Genomic DNA, 17928 nt, shown 5'->3' with positions numbered 1-17928 from the left:
TTTAATCCTTGTTCGGATGCGTCATCTCAATCGGCACAATCCACCGCGCATACTCCTCCTCGGTGAGATAACCAAGCGCCAGCGCCGCCCCCTTGAGCGTCAACCCCTCCTTATGCGCCTTCTTGGCAATCGCCGCCGCCTTGTCATACCCGATATGGCGATTCAGCGCCGTCACCAGCATCAGGTTCTTGTCGAGGTTCTCCGCGATCTTCGGCAGGTTCGGCTCGATGCCAATGGCGCAGTGATCGTTGAACGCGAGGCAGGAGTCGGCGATGAGCTCAATGCTTTCCAGCACGTTGTGGACCATCACCGGCTTGTACACGTTGAGCTGGAAATTGCCCTGGCTGCCAGCGAAGGCCACCGTCGCATCGTTACCGAACACTTGCGCGCAAACCATGGTCATCGCTTCGCACTGGGTCGGATTGACCTTGCCCGGCATGATCGAAGAGCCCGGTTCGTTTTCCGGGATGTTGAGTTCGCCAATGCCGCAGCGCGGGCCGGAGGCCAGCCAGCGTACGTCGTTCGCCATCTTCATCAGGCCGCCGGAGAGCGTGCGCAGCGCGGCAGAGGTTTGCACCAGCGCATCGTGCGCGGAGAGGGCGAAGAACTTGTTCGGCGCGTCGACAAACGGATGGCCGGTGAGCGTGGCAATGTGAGCCGCGGCGCGCGCGCCGAATTGCGGATGCGCGTTCAGCCCGGTGCCGACCGCCGTGCCGCCGATGGCCAGTTCCAGCAGGCCCGGCTGCGCTGTCTTGACGGCGTTAAGGCCGAAATCGATCTGCGCGACCCAGGCGCTGATTTCCTGGCCGAGCGTAATCGGCGTGGCGTCCTGCAGATGCGTGCGGCCCGTCTTGACGATGTCCTGGTAGGCCTGGGCCTTGGCGGCCAGCGTATCGCGCAGGGCGCTCACCGCCGGGAACAGCTTGGTGTGGATCTGCTCGACCACGGCGATGTGCATGGCGGTCGGGAACGTGTCGTTGGAGCTCTGGCCGCGGTTCACGTGGTCGTTCGAATGCACCGGCTTCTTGCTGCCGAGTTCGCCGCCGGCAAGCTCAATGGCCCGGTTGGAGATCACCTCGTTGGCATTCATGTTCGATTGCGTGCCGGACCCGGTCTGGAACACCACCAGCGGGAAATGATCGTCCAGCTTGCCGGCGATGACCTCGTCGGCCGCCTGCACGATCAGGCGGGCCAGGTCGTCAGGCAACTCGCCCAGCTCGGCGTTCGCCTCGGCCGCCGCGCGCTTGAGGATGCCCAGCGCGCGGATGACCGGCCGCTGCCAGCGGAAGCGGCTGACGCCGATCGGGAAATTGATGGTGGAGCGCTGCGTCTGCGCGCCCCAGTAGCGATCCGCGGGTACGTCGATGGCGCCCATCGAGTCGGTTTCGGAACGGAATGCGGGCATGGGGGTCACTCTCCAAACAAGACTACGTCAATGATGGCCCCGGCGCGGTGCCTGCGGACGGCACCTTTCATCGGGTCGCGATAAACGCCAGCGCAGTCCTGCCGAGGGATCGTTCGCTCTTGGGTGTCCATGGCGAACTCCGGCCCGGCGTGCGGGGGCTGAAGTACGGGAGGCCGTAAGCCGTAACGGTCTCCCCTTTTGTAGAGGCGGCCCCGGCGCATACGTTGCCGCACCCGCTGCGAGCCAGGCTGAACGATATCCCAGCCGCCGGCCGCGGGCAATGAATCCCGACTAACCGGAGGGGTTCGAGCCGGGGGCCGCCCGGCAGGCCGGCGCGCTCATGCCGGTGCCGGCGCGGTATCGTGCACGGCTATCCCCTCGATGGGATCCATGACCCCGCGCCAGGGCGCGAGTCCGATGGCCCGCCTGGCATCCGCATAGCCCAGGCTCCAGCGTGCTTCGATACCGTTCGCGGTGAAATCGATGTCCTTGTTAAGATCCCCGCCTCCGTACGGTGGCGCATTCAGCTCCACCACGTGCATGGTGGTATTACAGCCCCAGCCCAGCAGTTCCTTGACTGCCGCCGATTGCCGTTCGGGCTCCGGAATGTACTTGGCCAGCTCGCGAATCACATGGCGCAGCCGGTGCAGTTGCCTCTGCCGCGCCAGTTGGGTCTCTGCCCGGCTCGCATACTGGATGTCCCGTTGCCGGCCCATGGCTTCCCACAGCGTCTGCGGTTCCGGCCCTCGCACCGACCATAGCTGCACGGTAAAGATCACCGAACTGCGGCGCGGATAATCGTCGAGCACAGCTTCAAGCGGCGTGTTCGAGCAGATACCGCCGTCCCAATAGGCCTCGCCTTCGATGCACACGGCCGGGAACCCTGGCGGGAATGCCGCGGATGCCATCACGTGCTCAAGGCTGAGGGCGATATCGCGGTTGGTGAAGTAATGCATCTGCCCGCTGCACACATTGACCGTGCCGACGGTCAGGCGCGTGTGCTTCTGGTTCAGGTAAGGAAAATCCACGAGCGACAGGAGTGTCTCGCGCAATGGATTGGTCGAATAGAATCCGGCCCGTTCGACGCCAAGCTGTGCATGCAGGCCGAACCACGCGCCGGGATTGGGCACGAAGAAGTTGGGGATGCCCTGCATGACCGTGGCGAGGTCCGCGAGCTTGTTGTCGGCTCCGGGCAAGAGACTGGTCATCTCGAACGGACCGCGCCGGGCAACCTGCTCCCAGAACTGCCGCAGTCGGGAAAGCCGGTCCGCGGCCTTGTTGCCGGCGATGATCGAGCCATTGATCGCCCCGATCGACGTGCCGATGACCCAGTCCGGTTCAATGCCCGCCTCGTGCAGCGCCTCGTAGACGCCGCCCTGGTAGGCACCAAGCGCTCCGCCGCCTTGCAGCACAAGCACTACCTGTCCCGGCAATGCCGGGCCGGATGGCTCCGGGAGGCATTGCCCGCCGTCATCGGCCCGCGCCTTGGTATCCATGGCTTTCCCCTTTTGACAGGCTACTTCGGACAGGCTACTTCGCTATTCGCTATTGCATCGGACAGGGTACTGGCGATCTCGCGCGGCCCGTTGCCGTGCCTGGCTGACTATGAATCCTAGCACTTTGCCTCGATCTTTCCAGAGACAACTTCCCGGGCCGTCCAGGCGTTCAGGGGCGCTCCCCGGGGCCAGGTTCACCGGCCCGGGACATGCACGTGATTGGACCGGTACAATCGGCACGCCCTCCGAGCGCAGCGGGAATCCCGGGGAACCACCGGATGGCTCTGGCCGACGCCGGAAAAAGTGAACTTCAAGTCCCCGCGTCTTTCGCGGCCAGCAGCGGCGCGGTGGCATTTTCCTTTCTTGAGTATTGAGTCGGGTGATAGCAATGGAAGAGTCGAAACAGGCAGACCAGGTTGAACAGGATGAACAGTCCGCACAACTGCATGACATCTACACGGAACCCTCCGATCTGGATGTCGACACGCTAAGCAATCTCGGGCCGCTGACAGGCATGGCCGGTATCTGGCAAGGTACGCGTGGGCTGGACGTCAAGCCCAAGGTGGATGGACCCCGAAAGCAGGCGTTCGTCGAGCGAATCGAGCTTCAGCCGGTCGACCCCCAGACCAACGGACCACAACTGTTCTATGGCTTGCGCTATCACACGCATATCACCAAGCCGGATCAGGTGAAGACGTATCACGAGCAAGTGGGTTACTGGCTTTGGGAGCCTGCTACCGGGAACATCATCCACACGCTGACGATCCCACGCGGCCAGACCGTCATGGCCATGGGCAAGGCATCCGCCGACGCGAAGGCGTTTGAACTGGTTGCAACGAAGGGATCCAGCACCGCCGGCATCAGCTCCAATCCCTTTCTCGAACTTGCGTTCGACACGGTCGAGTTCCGCATCAAAGTGACCATCAACGAGAATGGAACGTGGTCCTACGACGAAGACACGGTTCTCATGATCCGCGGCAAGACGGAACCGTTCCACCACACCGACCGCAATACGCTGACCAAGATCGGGGAGCCCACGCCAAATCCGTTAGCTCGTAAATAGTTGGCTGACGACAAACCCGCCCTGACCCGGAGCGCAGGTGCGGGACAAGGTTGCCTTGCCGCGCACGCTGGCCGCCGGCGTCATGGCTGTGGCACTGCGCGCATGACCTGGCCGAGCAGCTCCCGCGCTATGCCGGCAACGATGGTTTCCATTGCGTCCCCCGGCCCGAACACGGCGCGTACGCCAATGTTCCGCAGCTGCCTGACGTGGCCGGCGGGGATCACGCCGCCGGCAAACACCGGTGTGCGCAGCCCGCGCTGGCGCAGCGCGTTGACCAGGCGGGGCAGCAGGTCCAGGTGGGCGCCGGCGAGCGTGGAGACGCCCAAGGCGTCGAAGCCGCCCTGCGCGACCACCGCGGCGGCTTCGTCCGGCGCCTGGAACAGCGGGCCCAGCGTGACGGCAAAACCGGCGTCTGCGAGCGCCGCCGCCACCGCCTTCGCGCCACGGTCGTGGCCGTCCTGTCCCAACTTGGCAAGCAGCATCCTTGGCGGGCGGCCCAGGCACGCGTGCAGCTTGCGGACCTGCACGCAGGCGGCTTCCCAGGCCGGCGCCGCGTCGCGCGCGGCGGCGTAGGCCCCCGCCGCGTAGGCCGGGACCATCGTGTAGCGCGGCCACGCCCGCTCCAGCGCGCGCGTGCACTCGCCGACGGTCGCCCGGCAGCGGATGGCGTCCATGGTCAGGGCCAGCAGGTTGCCCTGCCCGCTGCGCGCCGCCATCATCAGCGCGTGCAGGGCCTGTGCCGCGGCCTCGCCGTCACGCCCTGCCCTCAGCGCCGCCAGCCGCTCGCGCTGATGCGCCCGCACCTGCCGTCCGTCAATCTCCAGGCAGGCCGGCGCCTCCCCGGCCGCCGCCTGGTAGCGGTTGACGCCAACGATGACGCGCGTGCCGCCATCGATATCCGCCTGCGTCCGCAGGGCGGCGCGATGGATCAGCCCATGCACCCAGCCGGATTCGATGGCCGCTAGCACGCCGCCACGCGCGGCAATCTCCGCCATCAGCGCGCGCACCTGACCGGCAACCTGCGCGGTCAGCGACTCCATCATGTAGGAACCGGCCCAGGGATCGGCGACATCGCACAGGCCCATCTCGTGCTGCAGGATCAGTTGCGTGTCCCGCGCCAGCCTGGCCGAATCGGCACTGGGCAGCGCCAGCGCTTCATCGTACGCATTGGTGTGCAGCGACTGCGTGCCGCCGAACACCGCTGCCATCGCCTCCACGGTAGTGCGAACGATATTGTTCTCGGGCTGCTTCGCCGTCAGCGACCATCCCGAGGTCTGGCAGTGCGTGCGCAGCGTGGTGGCGCGGTCCGTGGTGCCGCCGAGCCCGCGGACGATTTCGCACCACAGCAGGCGCGCGGCGCGCAGCTTGGCAATCTCGGTGAAGAAGTCCTTGCCCACGCCGAAAAAGAAACTCAGCCGCCCGCAGAAATCGTCCACATCCAGCCCGCGCGCGCGGATCTGCCTGACGTACTCCTCGCCGTTGGCCAGCGTCAGCGCCAGTTCCAGCACCGGGTCCGCCCCGGCCTCCTGGAAGTGGTAGCCGGAAATCGACATGCCGTTGAACCTGGGCACATGCCGCGCCAGGTAGGCCACCACATCCGCGCAGATCCGCATCGACGGCCCGGGCGCGAAGATCCAGGTGTTGCGGACCATGTACTCCTTGAGGATGTCGTTCTGGATGGTTCCGCTCAGTTGCCCGAGGGGGATGCCAGCCTCCTCCGCCGTCACCAGGAAAGCGGCCAGCACCGGCAGCACGGCCCCGCTCATCGTCATCGACACCGAGACACGGTCCAGCGCGATGCCGTCGAACAGGCGCTTCATGTCCTCCACCGAATCGATCGCCACGCCGGCCATGCCGACGTCCGCCTGTGCCAGCGCATGGTCCGAGTCGTAGCCGCGATGGGTCGGCAGGTCGAAGGCGACCGACAAACCCTGCGCGCCCTGCGCCAGCGCCTGGCGAAACGCCAGGTTGGAGGCGGTGGCATCGGCGAAGCCCGCGTACTGCCGGATGGTCCACGGCTTGCCCGCGTACATCGAACGATGGGGCCCGCGCACGAACGGCGCCTCACCCGGCAGGCTGCCGAGGTGCGTCAGCCCCTCCAGGTCGGCGGCGGTATAGACGGGCTTGCGCGGCACCGCGCGTGCCGTGTCCGGCTGCTCTGCGCCAATGCTCATCGCACTCTCCATCGCTTGCGTGTCACCACGTCGGCAATCTTCTCGCCATCGCTGCCGCGCCGGATCTCGCACCAGTGCGCAAGACCGTCCGGCCGGATATCCACGGCGGAGAACGACAACTCCAGCGCTTCGCCGAGATTGACGTTGCCGTGGAAGAACAGGTCCCGCGCCGCTACCGTCAGCGGCTCCTCGAAACGCTGCCATTGCCACTCGGCACGATCGACGATGGCCTGGAAGTTGGCGAAGTAAAGCAGGTCCGCGCCGTTGAAGTCGCTGTAGGGGCAAGGCAGGTACTCGGCAGTGTGGCTGCCGCGGTGGCGGGCCTGCTCCAGGCCAAGATGCCCGCCCCAGTCTCCCGCGCGAAAGCGCTTGGCCAGCGCGGCCATTTCCACCGCCGCTGCCGGCGGCGGCCCGTCCACAGGCATGTTGAACGCGGCCCTGACCACCGAGCGGTTGTCCCGCTCGCGCTGGCGCCGGATAAAGGTGGATACCATCGATACCTGCGCGCGCCTGGCGCCAGAGCCATCGCCTTCCAGCATCAGTTCGTGCGCGCTGAAATGCCGTGCGCCGGCCACCCGCATCAACCGCGTGTCCACGGAGAATGCCGCATTCTCGCCAAGCGCTTCGAGCGATGCCTCCCGCAACCGGATCGCGGTGAAGGCCGCGTAAGCCTTGTTGCCTTCCGCGTCCCGGAACTCCGGCAGCGCCTGGCCGGACAGCTTCGCCAGCCCCTGCCAGTGCAGGTCGCCGCACGCCTTGAGCAGCCAGTTCTCCGACAGGCCGGTATAGGACAGGTTCGGCATGCCTGCGACATAGCTTGTGCGCGCGTCAAACATGTCAGGCCGCCAGTGCTTGCGCGCCGAGCTTTTCGCTGACTATTGCCGCCAGGTATTCGGCATCGCGGGCGATGCCGGAAAAGCGCCCGGAGCCCCAGGTGTGCAGCCACGGCAAGCCAAGGAAGTACAGGCCATCCTGCGCCGTCACGCCGCGCACGTGGCCAGGATAGCCGCGCCCATTGAAGACAGGCGCCTCCAGCCAGCTGAAATCCGGGCGGAAGCCGATGCACCAGACAATGGCGCCGATGCCGGCCTCGGCCAGGTCAAGTGCCCAGCGTTCCTCGCCCGGCGTCCATACCGGCACATACGCGCTGGCGGCCGGCGCGGCGATGCCGTGCTTGTCGATGAACTTGTCGATGCTGGCGTTGATGCGGTTGTAGGTGTCGTCCGCATCGTCGAGGTTGGCTTTCAGGTTCGGCGTGAAGCGCAGCTTGCCGTCATGGAAGTCTTCCAGCGCGCCAAACAGTTCCATGCCTTCGGTGGCGAACTTGCGCAGGTCGATGTCGCGCCCGCCATCGCGGCCGGTCACGTAGTGATTGGTGTTGTCGCGCACGCCTTCGCGCAGCGGATGCTCCTGCACCGGCATGTCGTAGTACTGCATGTCGGCCAGCCAGTCCACCACGTCCCGGCCACGGTAGAAGCGCGCGCAGCGCGGGGCCTCGCCGACAGCCAGGAACACCTTGCGGCCCGCCAGGTGCAGGTCCTCCGCGATCTGCGCGCCGGACTGGCCCGAGCCCACCACCAGCACGCCGCCTTCCGGCAAGGCCTGCGGGCTGCGGTACTCGGAGGACTGGATCTGCTGGATGCCGGCGGGCAGGCGCTCCGCCATGCGCGGCACGATCGGCGTGTGATACCCGCCCGAGGCCACCACCACCTGCCCGGCGGTGAAGTCGCCCTGCGAAGTGGAGACAAGGTAGCCACCCTGCTCCAGCGGCTTCACGCGACGGACCTCGGTATGCTCCAGCACCGGTGCGTTCACCATGCCGATGAAGCCATCGAGATAGGCGGTGATCTCGTCCTTCTTCATGAAGCCGTGCGGGTCGTCGCCCTGGTAGGGATAGCCCGGCAAGGCGCACTGCCAATTCGGCGTGACCAGGCAGAAGGCATCCCAGCGCTGGCTGCGCCAGGTGTGGGTGACGGTGTGCTTCTCCAGCACGAGATGGTCGATGCCGGCCTGCTCGAGGTAGTAGCTCATGGACAGGCCGGCCTGGCCGCCGCCGACCACGATGACGCTGTAGTGCTTGGGGGAGGTGGCCAGGGATTCGCTGCGGGTGTTAGACATGATGCGTCCTTCGTTGATTGCTGTGAGATGCGTTAAGGCTTCCAGATGCGGGCTTTTGGATGCGGGCTAACGGCCGAAGCCAAGCACGCGCACCATGGCGCCGGGCTGCGCGCTGAAACGCGTTGCAGTGTTCTCGATCTGTTCAAGCTGATCCATCGCGGACGAGCAGGCATAGCCATACTTCGCCCTGACGCGCTCCGAAGCGCTCGTCAGCGCCTGCCTGGCAAGCCGCATGAATTCCTCCAGCGCGTAGTCCTGCCCCGCTACAAAGAACTCGCTGACCACCGACGACGGTGAATAACAGGTGACCTCGCTCTGATCGGGCCAACGTACCCGGAAATGTGTCACTGGCATGGCTTCTCCTCAGGCATCGATGGGGGTGGCATCCCGCGCCGGGCAACCGGCCTGCGGGACGATAAATGCATCGCGCGCGAAGTCCCACAGCAGTGCGGTTTCGCCGGCGCCGCTGACCGAGACCTGCTTCGAATCGTCAATGACGCCGATCTCCGCGCAGGCAATGTCCCGCGCCCTGAATCGCTCGCTCACGCGCTCCGCGTCCTGCTCGCGCACGGCCAGCAGGAAGCCATAGCTCGGGAACGCCGTCAGCCAGCGCGGCAGCGGCACGCCCGCCGGCGCCGGAATGCGGTGCAGGTCGATCCGGGCGCCAACGCCGGAGCACTCCAGCAGCATCAGCGCCGTGCCCAGCGTGCCGGCCATGCTGATGTCTTTCGCCGCGGCGCACAGGCCGTCCTCGGCCAGCGCGGGCAGCAGTTCCAGGTCGGCCCGCAGCCGCCCGGCGGGCGCACCGGTGGAGGCGTTCCAGTAGGGATACGGCTCGGCAAAGGCGCCGCGCAGGTCGACCGCCATCAGCAGCCGGTCGCCCGGACGCGCCGCGAAGCTGGAGAGCAGGCTGCGCGCCCGGCCGACGATGGCCACCGCAAGCTGGCCGTGATCGCTGCGGGCGTTGCTGTGGCCACCCACGATGGGCACGCCATACGCGGCCGAAGCCGCCGCCATGCCCTTGAGCACTTCGGCGGCTTCGGCCACGCCCGCGCTCCAGATGGCGTCCACCACCGCCAGCGGGCGGCCGCCCATCGCATAGATATCGCTGACGTTGACCATCACCGCGCTGTAGCCCGCGAACCACGGCTTGGCATGGATGAAGTCGCTGACCATGCCCTCGATGGCGAACAGGAGGTAGCCGTCATGGTCCGCAATGGCGGCGCAGTCGTCACCCACGGCAACGGCCTGGCCGAGATCGCGCACCCCGCCCGGCAGCGCACTGCCGAGCGACGACAGCACCCCGGCGATATCGGTCTTGTGGCCGAAGCCGCGGCTGGCGCGCAGGCTTTCCACGATCTGCGCGACGTTCATGCCCCGCTCCTGCCCGGCGTAGACATGCCGACGCGCGGCGTCAGGCAAGCCGGGTAGTAGTCCAGGTCAGCCTGCATCAGGTGGTGCGGGCGGCCAAGCAACGTTTCCTCCGCCAGCACGTTCCAATGCAAGCGGCGGAACAGCGGCACGTTCTGGCTCTGCACATGCGCGAGGAACTTCGTGCAGCCAAGCCCGTGCGCGCTGCTCACCGCCAGCCTGATCAGCGTGGCGCCGATCTTGCCGTGGCTGCGATACGCGGCGTGCACGGCAAGGCGGGAACCAAACCAGACGCCAGGCTCTTCCTCGTGAATACGCACGGTGCCGACCACCATCCCGGGTGCATCCGCCTCGCACTTCACCGCCACCAGCAACTGCGCCCACGCGTCGGTGTCGTCGCGGTCGTCGCCGGCGAAGATGCCTTGCTCGTGGCAGAACACCGCCCGGCGCAGCGCCATGGCCTGCTCCGCCTCCCACTGCGCCCCGGCCCAGCGGATGCGGAACGTGGCCGCGGCAGGCACCTCCACGCAAAGATCGTCGTTCATGCCGCCACCTCTTCATAGGAAGACAGCGAGGAGCACGCACCGCACTTGCCGCAGCCCGCCTTGATATCCGCCGAGCGCATCCCCGCCGCGCCGATCATGGCGCCGAGCGGCTTGAGGATGGACTTCATGAATTCAGGCGGCGGCGCCGGATGGTCTTCCAGCGGCGTGCCCGTGATCGGCACGAAGGGCACCACGAAGGGATAGACGCCAAGCTCAACCAGTTCCCGCGAGATCGACAGGATGGTCTCCGCGCTGTCGCCAAGCCCCGCGAGGATATAGGTGCTCACCTGCCCCCGGCCGAACACGGCCACCGCGGCCTTGAACGCCTCCATATAGCGGCTGACCGGCACCGCGGCCTTGCCGGGCATGATGCGTTCGCGCAGGGCAGGCGTCACCACTTCCAGGTGCATGCCGAGGGTATCGATGCCGGACGCCTTCATGCGGTCGAACCAGCGGTCGTCGTCAGGCGGCTCGCATTGCGCCTGGATGGGCAGGTCGACGGCCGCCCTGATCGCAAACGCGCTTTCGCAAAGAATGGCGGCGCCCCGGTCCGGCGTGGGCGGCGTGCCGGTGGTCAGCACCATATGCCTGACGCCATCCAGCAGCACCGCGGCGCGCGCCACTTCGGCCAGTTGTTCCGGCGTCTTGCGCGCGATGGTGCGCCCCGCCGCGAGCGATTGCCCGATCGCGCAGAACTTGCAGGTCTTGCGGCGGCTCTCGTAGCGGATGCAGGTCTGCAGCACCGTGGTGGCCAGCACATCCGCGCTGTGCAGCGTGGCGATTTGGGAATACGGCACGCCATCCAGCGTCTGCAGGCCGTAGAATCGGGGCGCCTTCGGAAAGCTGATATTGGCAATCGGAATGGTGCCGCGCATCAGCGCGCTGGTGCCCTTGCTATCGGGCGACGACGCCACGAAAGGCGAGTGCCACGCGGTATTGGTATGCACCGGCACCATGATGGTCACGCCGTCGATGGTCACGGCCTTGTGGTCAGACGGCCCCGCGCCGCCGCGCCGGCTGGCGGCGCCGGCCGCCGGGTCCAGCAGGCGCAGCCCTACCGATTGCAGCTCGGTCCGAAGTTCAGTTACCGACAACCGGCTCGAGGCCGGCGTCATCTCGCTGGAGTTCATGTTGGGTGCTCCCGTGGAAGTTGGAGAAGGCGGCGGCCATGGGCGAGGCAGTCGCCGCCGGCCGGTCGTTGATCGCGAGGCTGAGCAGTTCCGGCCGGGCGTAGTGCCCCACCGAATCCATCATTCGCTTGCGCTTGGTGATGAGCGACATATCCAGGTCGGCAATCACCATGCCCTCGCCCTCGCGCAGCGGCGGCGCCAGGTGCTGGCCCTCCGGGGACACGATGGCGGTGTTGCAGCCCCCGCGCAGTGCCTTTTGCAGGCCGGGGTCGGTGGTCACGGAGGCGATCTGCTCGTCGGTCAGCCAGCCGGTGGCGTTCACCACGAAGCAGCCGGATTCCAGCGCGTGATGGCGGATGGTGACTTCGATCTGCTCGGCAAAAATGGGGCCCACCAGCGAGCCGGGAAACTGGCTGCAGTGGATTTCCTCGTGCTGGGTCATCAGCGCGTAGCGGGCCAGCGGGTTGTAGTGCTCCCAGCAAGCCAGCGCGCCCACGCGGCCGATCGCGGTATCGGCCACTTTCAGGCCGGCTGCGTCGCCCTGGCCCCAGATCATCCGTTCATGGAAGGTCGGCGTGATCTTGCGGCGCTTGAGCACCAGGCGGCCATCGGTATCGAAGATGAGTTGCGTGTTGTAAAGACTGCCGTGGTCGCGCTCGTTGACGCCGAGCACCACCACCATGCCGTGCCGGCGCGCGCGCTCGGACACGGCATGGGTGACGGGGCCGGGCACCACCACCGCCTGCTCGTACAGGCGCATATGGTCGCTGCCGGATTGCACGGGCGGCCGCACGAAGGAGAAGTACGGGTAGTACGGCAGGAAGGTTTCCGGAAAGACGATCAGCTGCACGCCTTCCCGCGCGGCCTTGTCGATGGCCTCGCAGACTTTGCCGAGGGTGCCTTCGCCGTGCTCGAGGTCCGGTGAGATCTGGACCGCGGCCGCGCGCACAATGCGTTTCTGTGACATGGTGGTGCCCGCCTCTTCTATCTCTATCTGTCTCTCAAACCGTCCAGGTATCCAGGATCAGCGCGTTCTCTTTGCGGTGGATGAGCCTCAGGTCCAGTACGTCGAGCGGGCTGATCGGGCGGATGCCTTCGATCAGCGAGGCTTCGCCGTGGCCATAGAGCGCTTGCAGCGCGAAGCGGCAGGCGTAGACCTTGCCGCCCTCTTCCATGAACTTGGTGATCTGCTTGTTGAAGTTGAGATGGCCGGCGAAGGCTTCGTCGCCCAGCGTGGGAAAGCCGCGTTGCAGGCCCAGCGTGACGCCCGGGCCGTACAGCAGGATGGAAGTCTCGAAGCCCTTGCGTTGCAGGCGCGTGGCCTGCAGCAGGTTGACGAAGCCGATCGAGCCCTCGAAGGCGACGGTGTGGAAGGTGACCAGCGCCTTCTCGCCCGGCTCCGCCTTCACGTCCTCGAAGACCTTCTCTTCGTAGTCGACCAGGAAATCGCCTTTCTTGTGGGCCGGTTTGTTGACTGCGGGCATGCTGTGCTCCATAGGGTGGGTGGGTCTGTCGATCGTCCGCGCATTCCGTTCGCGTATTCGTTCGATCGATCGGCCGGGGGGGCCGACACCACACCATGAGCACGGGCTATGCCATCTACCCTGCCGATTCATGCGATCAATTAGCGATCAAGCAGGGAATCGTTCATTGATCGCATGGATGATTTTCCGGATGGCGGAACCGGTGGCAATCGGTTGTGCGCTGGCCGATACAGCCCAATATGGGGCATGCACTGGGGCGGAACGCGCAGGCGCCGCGCAGACGCCCGGAAGCGGTGCAATCCCGCAATCACGCACCATCATTGAGCACTCAAAAATACGATCACTTCCGGCATAGACAGCGATCAATGTGATAGCCTGATGCCTCGGTACCTTGTACGCATGAATCGCCTGGAGCCCACCTTGTCCGGTCTTGCCAGCCACTGGCTGAAACGCCTCTCCGAGAGCGCCAAACCCGCTTACCTGATGATCCCCGACCTGATCGAGGAAGACCTCGCGAGCGGCCGCCTGCAGGCCCGCGACCGGCTGCCGGCGCTGCGCGACCTGGCCGAGGCGCTGCGACTCAACTACACCACCGTGGCGCGCGCCTACGCGGAAGCGCGCAAGCGCGGGCTGATCGACGCCAAGGCCGGCAGCGGCACATTCGTGCGGGGGCGCGCCCCGGCGTTGCCGCTGCGCGCGGGCACGGGTGCCGAGATGACCATGAACATGCCGCCCGAGCCGCCGGTGCTGACGGCGCGGCTGCGCGAGTCGGCCGGGCGCCTGATGGGTGCCACCGATCCGTACAGCCTGCTGCGCTACCAGGATTTCGGCGGCACGCCGGCCGACCGCGCCGTGGCCACGGAATGGCTCAAGCGCTATGTGCCGGCCTGCCGCGCGGATACCGTGCTGATCTGCCCCGGCATCCACAGCGCCCTGGTGGCGCTGGTATCGCTGCTGGCCCGCCCCGGGCAGACGATCTGCCTGGATACGCTGGCCTACCCCGGCATCAAGGCCATCGCCACGCAACTCGGCGTGCAGCTGCAGGCCCTGCCCAGCGACGAGGAAGGGCCGCTTGGCCCGGCGTTCGAAACCCTGTGCAAGACGCAGAAGCCCAGCGCGCTGTACTGCAACCCGACGCTGCAGAACCCCAGCACCCGAACCATGCCGCAAGGACGGCGCGAGATCCTGGCGGATATCGCCCTGCGCTACAGCGTGCCGATCATCGAGGACGACGCCTACGGCATGCTGCCGCAGCGCACGCCCGATGCCATGGCCACGCTCGCGCCCGAACTCACCTACTACGTAACCGGCCTGTCGAAGTGCTTTGGCGCGGGATTGCGCATTGCCTTTATCAACGGCCCCACCGCGCGCCAGACCCAGCGCCTGGCCGGCACCCTGCGCGCCACCACCGTCATGGCGAGCCCGTTCAACACCTTGCTGGCCACGTCATGGATCAAGGATGGCACGGCGGAAGACATGCTCAAGGCCATTCGCGCCGAGAGCGTGGCCCGGCAGCTGGTGGCCCGTGAGGTCTTCGCCGGGCGGCCCTATGACGCCGATCCCGAAGGCTTCCATCTCTGGCTGCCGGTACCGCAGGACAGCGGCTGGCGTCCGTCCGAGCTGGCGCTGCACCTGCGCTCGCGCGGCATTGGCGCGGTCTCGAGCGCGGCCTTCTCTACCGACGGCAACCCGCCGGATGCGATCCGCCTCTGCCTGGGCGGACCGGCCGACCGCGATGAGATGGAAGAGTCGCTGCAGATCGTGGCTGACACGCTGGACGATCCGCATCACCTGCATTCGGCGATGCTGTAGCACCCGGCTATGGCTGGCGCGGGCGGGTAATCACCTGCCCCGCACGCGCCCCGGTGTGGCCGCCCTGCTCCCATGTGACGGTGCCGTTGACGATCACGTAGCCGATGCCTTCCGCCGGCCGCTTACTTCACCGGCATGCAAATCCGCGTCTGCAATTGCGCGGGCGGCGTGATGCGAGGGTCGTTGACGTACTGCTCGAACATGGGAAAGTCCGCTGGCACCGCCCCGCTGTTCGGCAGCCACTCCGAGAACATCCAGTTATAGGCCTTGCTCATCTCGCTGTAGGGGCCCGTATAGGTCAGTATCGCGCAACGGCACTCCGGGATTTCGAATCGCACCAGTTCCTCGCCTAGGTCCGCATCCGGCACAACCGACATGCCGGCCAGCGAACGCAATTGGTCAACCGGCACCTGCTCGGGATCGTCGAAGTACACACCGAAACCGGTGGCTTCCGGGCTGGCAACGCCGCGGCTGGCCGCCAGCATGAAGGCACGGGTGAACACCGGGCCGATTTCCTGATAGCTGCCGCGATGGGACAGCGCGGCCAGAATGGTGCTGGGGAAGGTTTCGATCGTGATGGGGTACATGGACAGCTCCTGAGGGTCGAAGGGACGGGAGCGGGCTGCGCGATACCGTCCCGGCGGCATGCCGAAGGTCGCGCCAAATGCCCGGATGAACGCCGCGTCCGACTCATATCCGGCACGCAGCGCCACATCCCGCAATGAAGCTTCCGTACCCGCCAGCGCAACGGCCGCACGGTGCATGCGGATGCGTTGCACCGTGGCCTTTACCGTTTCTCCCATCATCGCGCGATAGACGCGATGGAAGTGATACGGAGACAGGCAGGCCAGGTCCGCCAGCTGGTACAGGTCTGGGTCAGCGTCGGGATGGCCTGCCAGCCAGCGTACCGGGGAGCCTTGCAGATTTTGCGGTTTTTGAATGGCGTGGTTTCTCGGTGCAAATCTGATGGAAGTGAAACGGCGACAGGCAGGCCAGGTCCGCCAGCAGATACAGGTCCGGGTCGGCTTCGGGATGGCTTGCCAGCCAGCGCAAAACGGGCTCCAGGCGTTGGGCGTACTGGTTTCGGGTTTCGGGCTTCAAGTGGTCTCCATGGACCGCAATGTACCGGAGGGAGGTTTGCAGATTTCGCGGTTTTTTATGAGTGCGATTGTAGAGGGTGCACGGTGGGCAGCACCCAGGTCGAGACTGGCTGTGTACCCTGGAGCCGGGCAGCGCCACCACCACACCCATGGTCGCCCGGACGCCGCAAGCCCATGGACATGGGTCAGGAGGCGTTATCCAAAGGTGCGATTGGGGTACAGCCGCGCCTGCCTAACGCCAGCCGATCACCGTCTCGGTGCCGTGGCAGCCGGCGTAATTCTCGCAGCCGGCGCAAGCCGGTTCAGGACAGGGATGCAGGTCCAGCCGCAGACATAGCACGTGGTAGAAAAATTTCTTCCATTTCATGTCCGCGGTGTTGGCTGCATGGAGCGAGGGAAAGTAGTCCCGCAGCAAGCGCGAAACGCCGTGCCTGCCGGCCAGGCCCATGTCGTGCCAGAGATGGGACCCGCCAAAGCAGCCGCTGGCCAGCGCATGGGCGGCCCAGCGCGTTTCCGGGCGGGCCGGATCGCCCGAGGAGATCAGCATCTCCACCAGGTCGGCAAACTCGCAAGGCAGCGCGGCGGCATCGACAGGCGCCGACTCGGGCGCCCACCCCGCCGCCCTGGCGCCGGGGAAGCAATGATCGAGCATTTGCCAGAACTCGGGCTCGTCCAGGCCGAGCCACTGCGCGAACCGCGGCAGCCTGCCGGCATTGGCGCTTTCCAGCACGCCGGCCAACGCGCGGCATGCCGGCTCGCCAGGCGACAGCGAATACGCATCAAGGATCAGCAACGACAGGTTCACGGCAATGCCTTGTGGAGTTGGACACGCCAGCCATGCCGGCTCTGGCGGTGGCCGGGCGGTAGCCGGCCATTGCCCAATTACCGAAATATAGCGATGTATATAACGGTAGTCAACGCAAGGCCATGCAAGGCTCTGCAGGGTGCAGGGGGAGCGCCGTCGCCCGGCGGCTCGCTTAAAGCACCAGCCTCTCGAAAGGCACCGGCGGCGAAATGGCATATCCCTGCAGCAAGTCCGCCCCAAGCGATCTTGCCAGCACCACATCGTCAGGACTCTCCACGCCTTCGGCCACGGTCTGCAGTTCCAGCGAGCGTGCCAGATCCATCGACGAAGAGAACAGCCGCCTGGCGCGTTCGGCATGCCGCGCCCGGTGCAACAAGATCTTGTCGACCTTGACCTGCGTGAAAGGCAGCAGGCCAAGGGCTTGCAGCGATGCGTAGCCGGAACCGAAATCGTCCTGCGAGATCACCATGCCGCGTACCGAGAGCGCATTGAGGTTCTCCAGCAGGCGAGCCTCGCCGTCGCGGGAGATCCGGGTCTGTTCGGTCAGTTCGAGCACCACCCGCGAGACATCCAGCCCATGCGAGATGCTGGCGTCCGCAAAGACTTGGACAAACCCCGCCGTGGCCGCGGTCCTCGGGCTGACGTTCAGGGCGAACCGGCCTGCGTAGCGCGGAAAACGAGTCTGCACGCGCCCGCAGGCACCCAGGAAATGATCCAGCAGCAGGGTTTCCACCCCATGGCTGGTGATGCTGCCGACGAACGTCTCAGGCGCATGATGACGGCCCTTATCGGACCAGCGCGCCAGCACTTCCAGCCCGACGATGCCGCCATGCCGCGCGCTGATCTGCGGCTGGAACACCGGGTAGATATGCCCGAGTTCGATGGCGCCGATCAGGTCGCCCCTGGTGAGCACAAGCAGTTCCTCGCTATCCAGGCTGCGATCAACGCCGCCCGATGGCCACGCCATCAACCGTCGCAGCCGCGCCATGCGCGCCGCCGCGGCATGGCCCTCGCCCTCCGGCCCGGCGTTGGCCACGACCGGATGCGAGGCCGCCGGGCGGGCAGACACCTTGCCCCTGATGAACGCGTAATGCAATTCAGCTCCTGGAAGGTCTTTTGACGGTCGGGCACGACTGCACACTCGTCACCTGGGAAACGCAAGCAAATACGGCACATCGCGACAACGTCATACCGCCCGGCAAGTGCAGGCAAATTCAAACTACGGCAAACCTGAAGGCCGTCCTTATGCAACCCAGACCCTATTCTTTCAGCACCCGGCCGGCCACGGCGGACTCCGGCTCCCCTCCAAAGGAGTAACACCTACCAAGGCAGGGTACTGACGCCATACAACCCATCAGACAATTCATTCCAGCAAGACTGACCCCTTGCTGAACTACTCAAGGGGTGTAGGGGCGCCCTGCACCT

Annotated in this window: 17 protein-coding genes; 2 read left to right on the top strand and 15 right to left on the bottom strand. The window is 66.1% G+C overall.

The genetic code is table 11. The features are described from left to right. Position 1: 1 nt before the first annotated feature. Together fumC and ACZY0R_RS13470 are read right to left on the bottom strand one after the other, a co-directional pair. Positions 2–1405: a class II fumarate hydratase gene (gene fumC / locus ACZY0R_RS13475; protein WP_441625692.1), complete on the bottom strand. Its 1404-nt coding sequence runs from the start codon at positions 1403–1405 to the stop codon at positions 2–4. 338 nt (positions 1406–1743) lie between these two features. Beyond that, the gene (locus ACZY0R_RS13470; protein ID WP_488858867.1) at positions 1744–2901 is read right to left on the bottom strand and encodes a patatin-like phospholipase family protein; all 1158 of its coding nucleotides are present in this window, start codon (positions 2899–2901) and stop codon (positions 1744–1746) included. 388 nt (positions 2902–3289) lie between these two features. On the opposite strand from ACZY0R_RS13470, the gene ACZY0R_RS13465 reads away from it, so the two are divergent. Beyond that, positions 3290–3964, top strand: coding sequence for an FABP family protein (locus tag ACZY0R_RS13465; RefSeq protein WP_488858866.1), 675 nt, complete (start codon positions 3290–3292; stop codon positions 3962–3964). A gap of 80 nt (positions 3965–4044) precedes the next feature. Here the strand turns inward: ACZY0R_RS13465 and scpA are convergent, their stop codons facing one another. From scpA to ACZY0R_RS13420, 9 genes are all read right to left on the bottom strand, one after another. Beyond that, a complete protein-coding gene (gene scpA, locus ACZY0R_RS13460) occupies positions 4045–6138 on the bottom strand; it encodes a methylmalonyl-CoA mutase (protein ID WP_488858865.1) in 2094 nt (697 codons plus the stop codon). After that, positions 6135–6974, bottom strand: coding sequence for a Pnap_2097 family protein (locus tag ACZY0R_RS13455; protein ID WP_488858864.1), 840 nt, complete (start codon positions 6972–6974; stop codon positions 6135–6137). Before ACZY0R_RS13455 ends, scpA begins: the two co-directional genes overlap by 4 nt. 1 nt (position 6975) lies before the next feature. Further along, a complete protein-coding gene (locus tag ACZY0R_RS13450) occupies positions 6976–8256 on the bottom strand; it encodes an MSMEG_0569 family flavin-dependent oxidoreductase (RefSeq protein WP_488858863.1) in 1281 nt (426 codons plus the stop codon). 66 nt (positions 8257–8322) lie between these two features. Then, on the bottom strand, positions 8323–8610 hold the full coding sequence (locus ACZY0R_RS13445; protein ID WP_488858862.1) for an MSMEG_0570 family nitrogen starvation response protein: 288 nt from the start codon (positions 8608–8610) through the stop codon (positions 8323–8325). A 9-nt stretch (positions 8611–8619) separates the two neighbouring features. Further along, entirely contained in the window at positions 8620–9630 is a 1011-nt protein-coding gene (locus ACZY0R_RS13440) for a sll0787 family AIR synthase-like protein (RefSeq protein WP_488858861.1), read from the bottom strand. Beyond that, the gene (locus ACZY0R_RS13435; protein ID WP_488858860.1) at positions 9627–10172 is read right to left on the bottom strand and encodes an MSMEG_0567/Sll0786 family nitrogen starvation N-acetyltransferase; all 546 of its coding nucleotides are present in this window, start codon (positions 10170–10172) and stop codon (positions 9627–9629) included. The genes ACZY0R_RS13440 and ACZY0R_RS13435 overlap by 4 nt, the downstream gene beginning before the upstream one ends. Next, positions 10169–11302 carry an MSMEG_0568 family radical SAM protein gene (locus ACZY0R_RS13430; protein WP_488858859.1) on the bottom strand — a complete coding sequence of 378 codons (1134 nt, stop codon included), beginning with the start codon at positions 11300–11302 and terminating at the stop codon, positions 10169–10171. Before ACZY0R_RS13430 ends, ACZY0R_RS13435 begins: the two co-directional genes overlap by 4 nt. After that, entirely contained in the window at positions 11253–12269 is a 1017-nt protein-coding gene (locus ACZY0R_RS13425; protein ID WP_045243108.1) for a Nit6803 family nitrilase, read from the bottom strand. The genes ACZY0R_RS13430 and ACZY0R_RS13425 overlap by 50 nt, the downstream gene beginning before the upstream one ends. 34 nt (positions 12270–12303) lie before the next feature. Continuing rightward, positions 12304–12786: an MSMEG_0572/Sll0783 family nitrogen starvation response protein gene (locus ACZY0R_RS13420; protein WP_045243109.1), complete on the bottom strand. Its 483-nt coding sequence runs from the start codon at positions 12784–12786 to the stop codon at positions 12304–12306. A 420-nt stretch (positions 12787–13206) separates the two neighbouring features. Between ACZY0R_RS13420 and ACZY0R_RS13415 the strand changes: the two genes are divergently transcribed. Next, positions 13207–14598, top strand: coding sequence for an aminotransferase-like domain-containing protein (locus tag ACZY0R_RS13415; protein ID WP_488859680.1), 1392 nt, complete (start codon positions 13207–13209; stop codon positions 14596–14598). A 122-nt stretch (positions 14599–14720) separates the two neighbouring features. Here ACZY0R_RS13415 and ACZY0R_RS13410 read toward each other — a convergent pair whose 3' ends face one another. The 4 genes from ACZY0R_RS13410 to ACZY0R_RS13395 form a co-directional block, all read right to left on the bottom strand. Next, positions 14721–15539 carry an AraC family transcriptional regulator gene (locus ACZY0R_RS13410; protein WP_488859678.1) on the bottom strand — a complete coding sequence of 273 codons (819 nt, stop codon included), beginning with the start codon at positions 15537–15539 and terminating at the stop codon, positions 14721–14723. After that, positions 15475–15699 (bottom strand): hypothetical protein, encoded by a 225-nt coding sequence (locus ACZY0R_RS13405; protein ID WP_488858858.1) that lies wholly within the window; start codon positions 15697–15699, stop codon positions 15475–15477. The genes ACZY0R_RS13410 and ACZY0R_RS13405 overlap by 65 nt, the downstream gene beginning before the upstream one ends. Before the next feature lie 231 nt (positions 15700–15930). Next, entirely contained in the window at positions 15931–16503 is a 573-nt protein-coding gene (locus tag ACZY0R_RS13400; protein WP_488858857.1) for a nitrogen fixation protein NifQ, read from the bottom strand. A 172-nt stretch (positions 16504–16675) separates the two neighbouring features. Beyond that, complete coding sequence (locus tag ACZY0R_RS13395; protein ID WP_488858856.1) at positions 16676–17599, bottom strand: EAL domain-containing protein; 924 nt, start codon at positions 17597–17599, stop codon at positions 16676–16678. Positions 17600–17928 lie beyond the last annotated feature (329 nt).

Source organism: Cupriavidus sp. F041, from assembly GCF_057814235.1.
The sequence above is the reverse complement of the archived record's forward strand: the minus strand, read 5'-3'. Positions and strand labels throughout refer to the sequence as shown.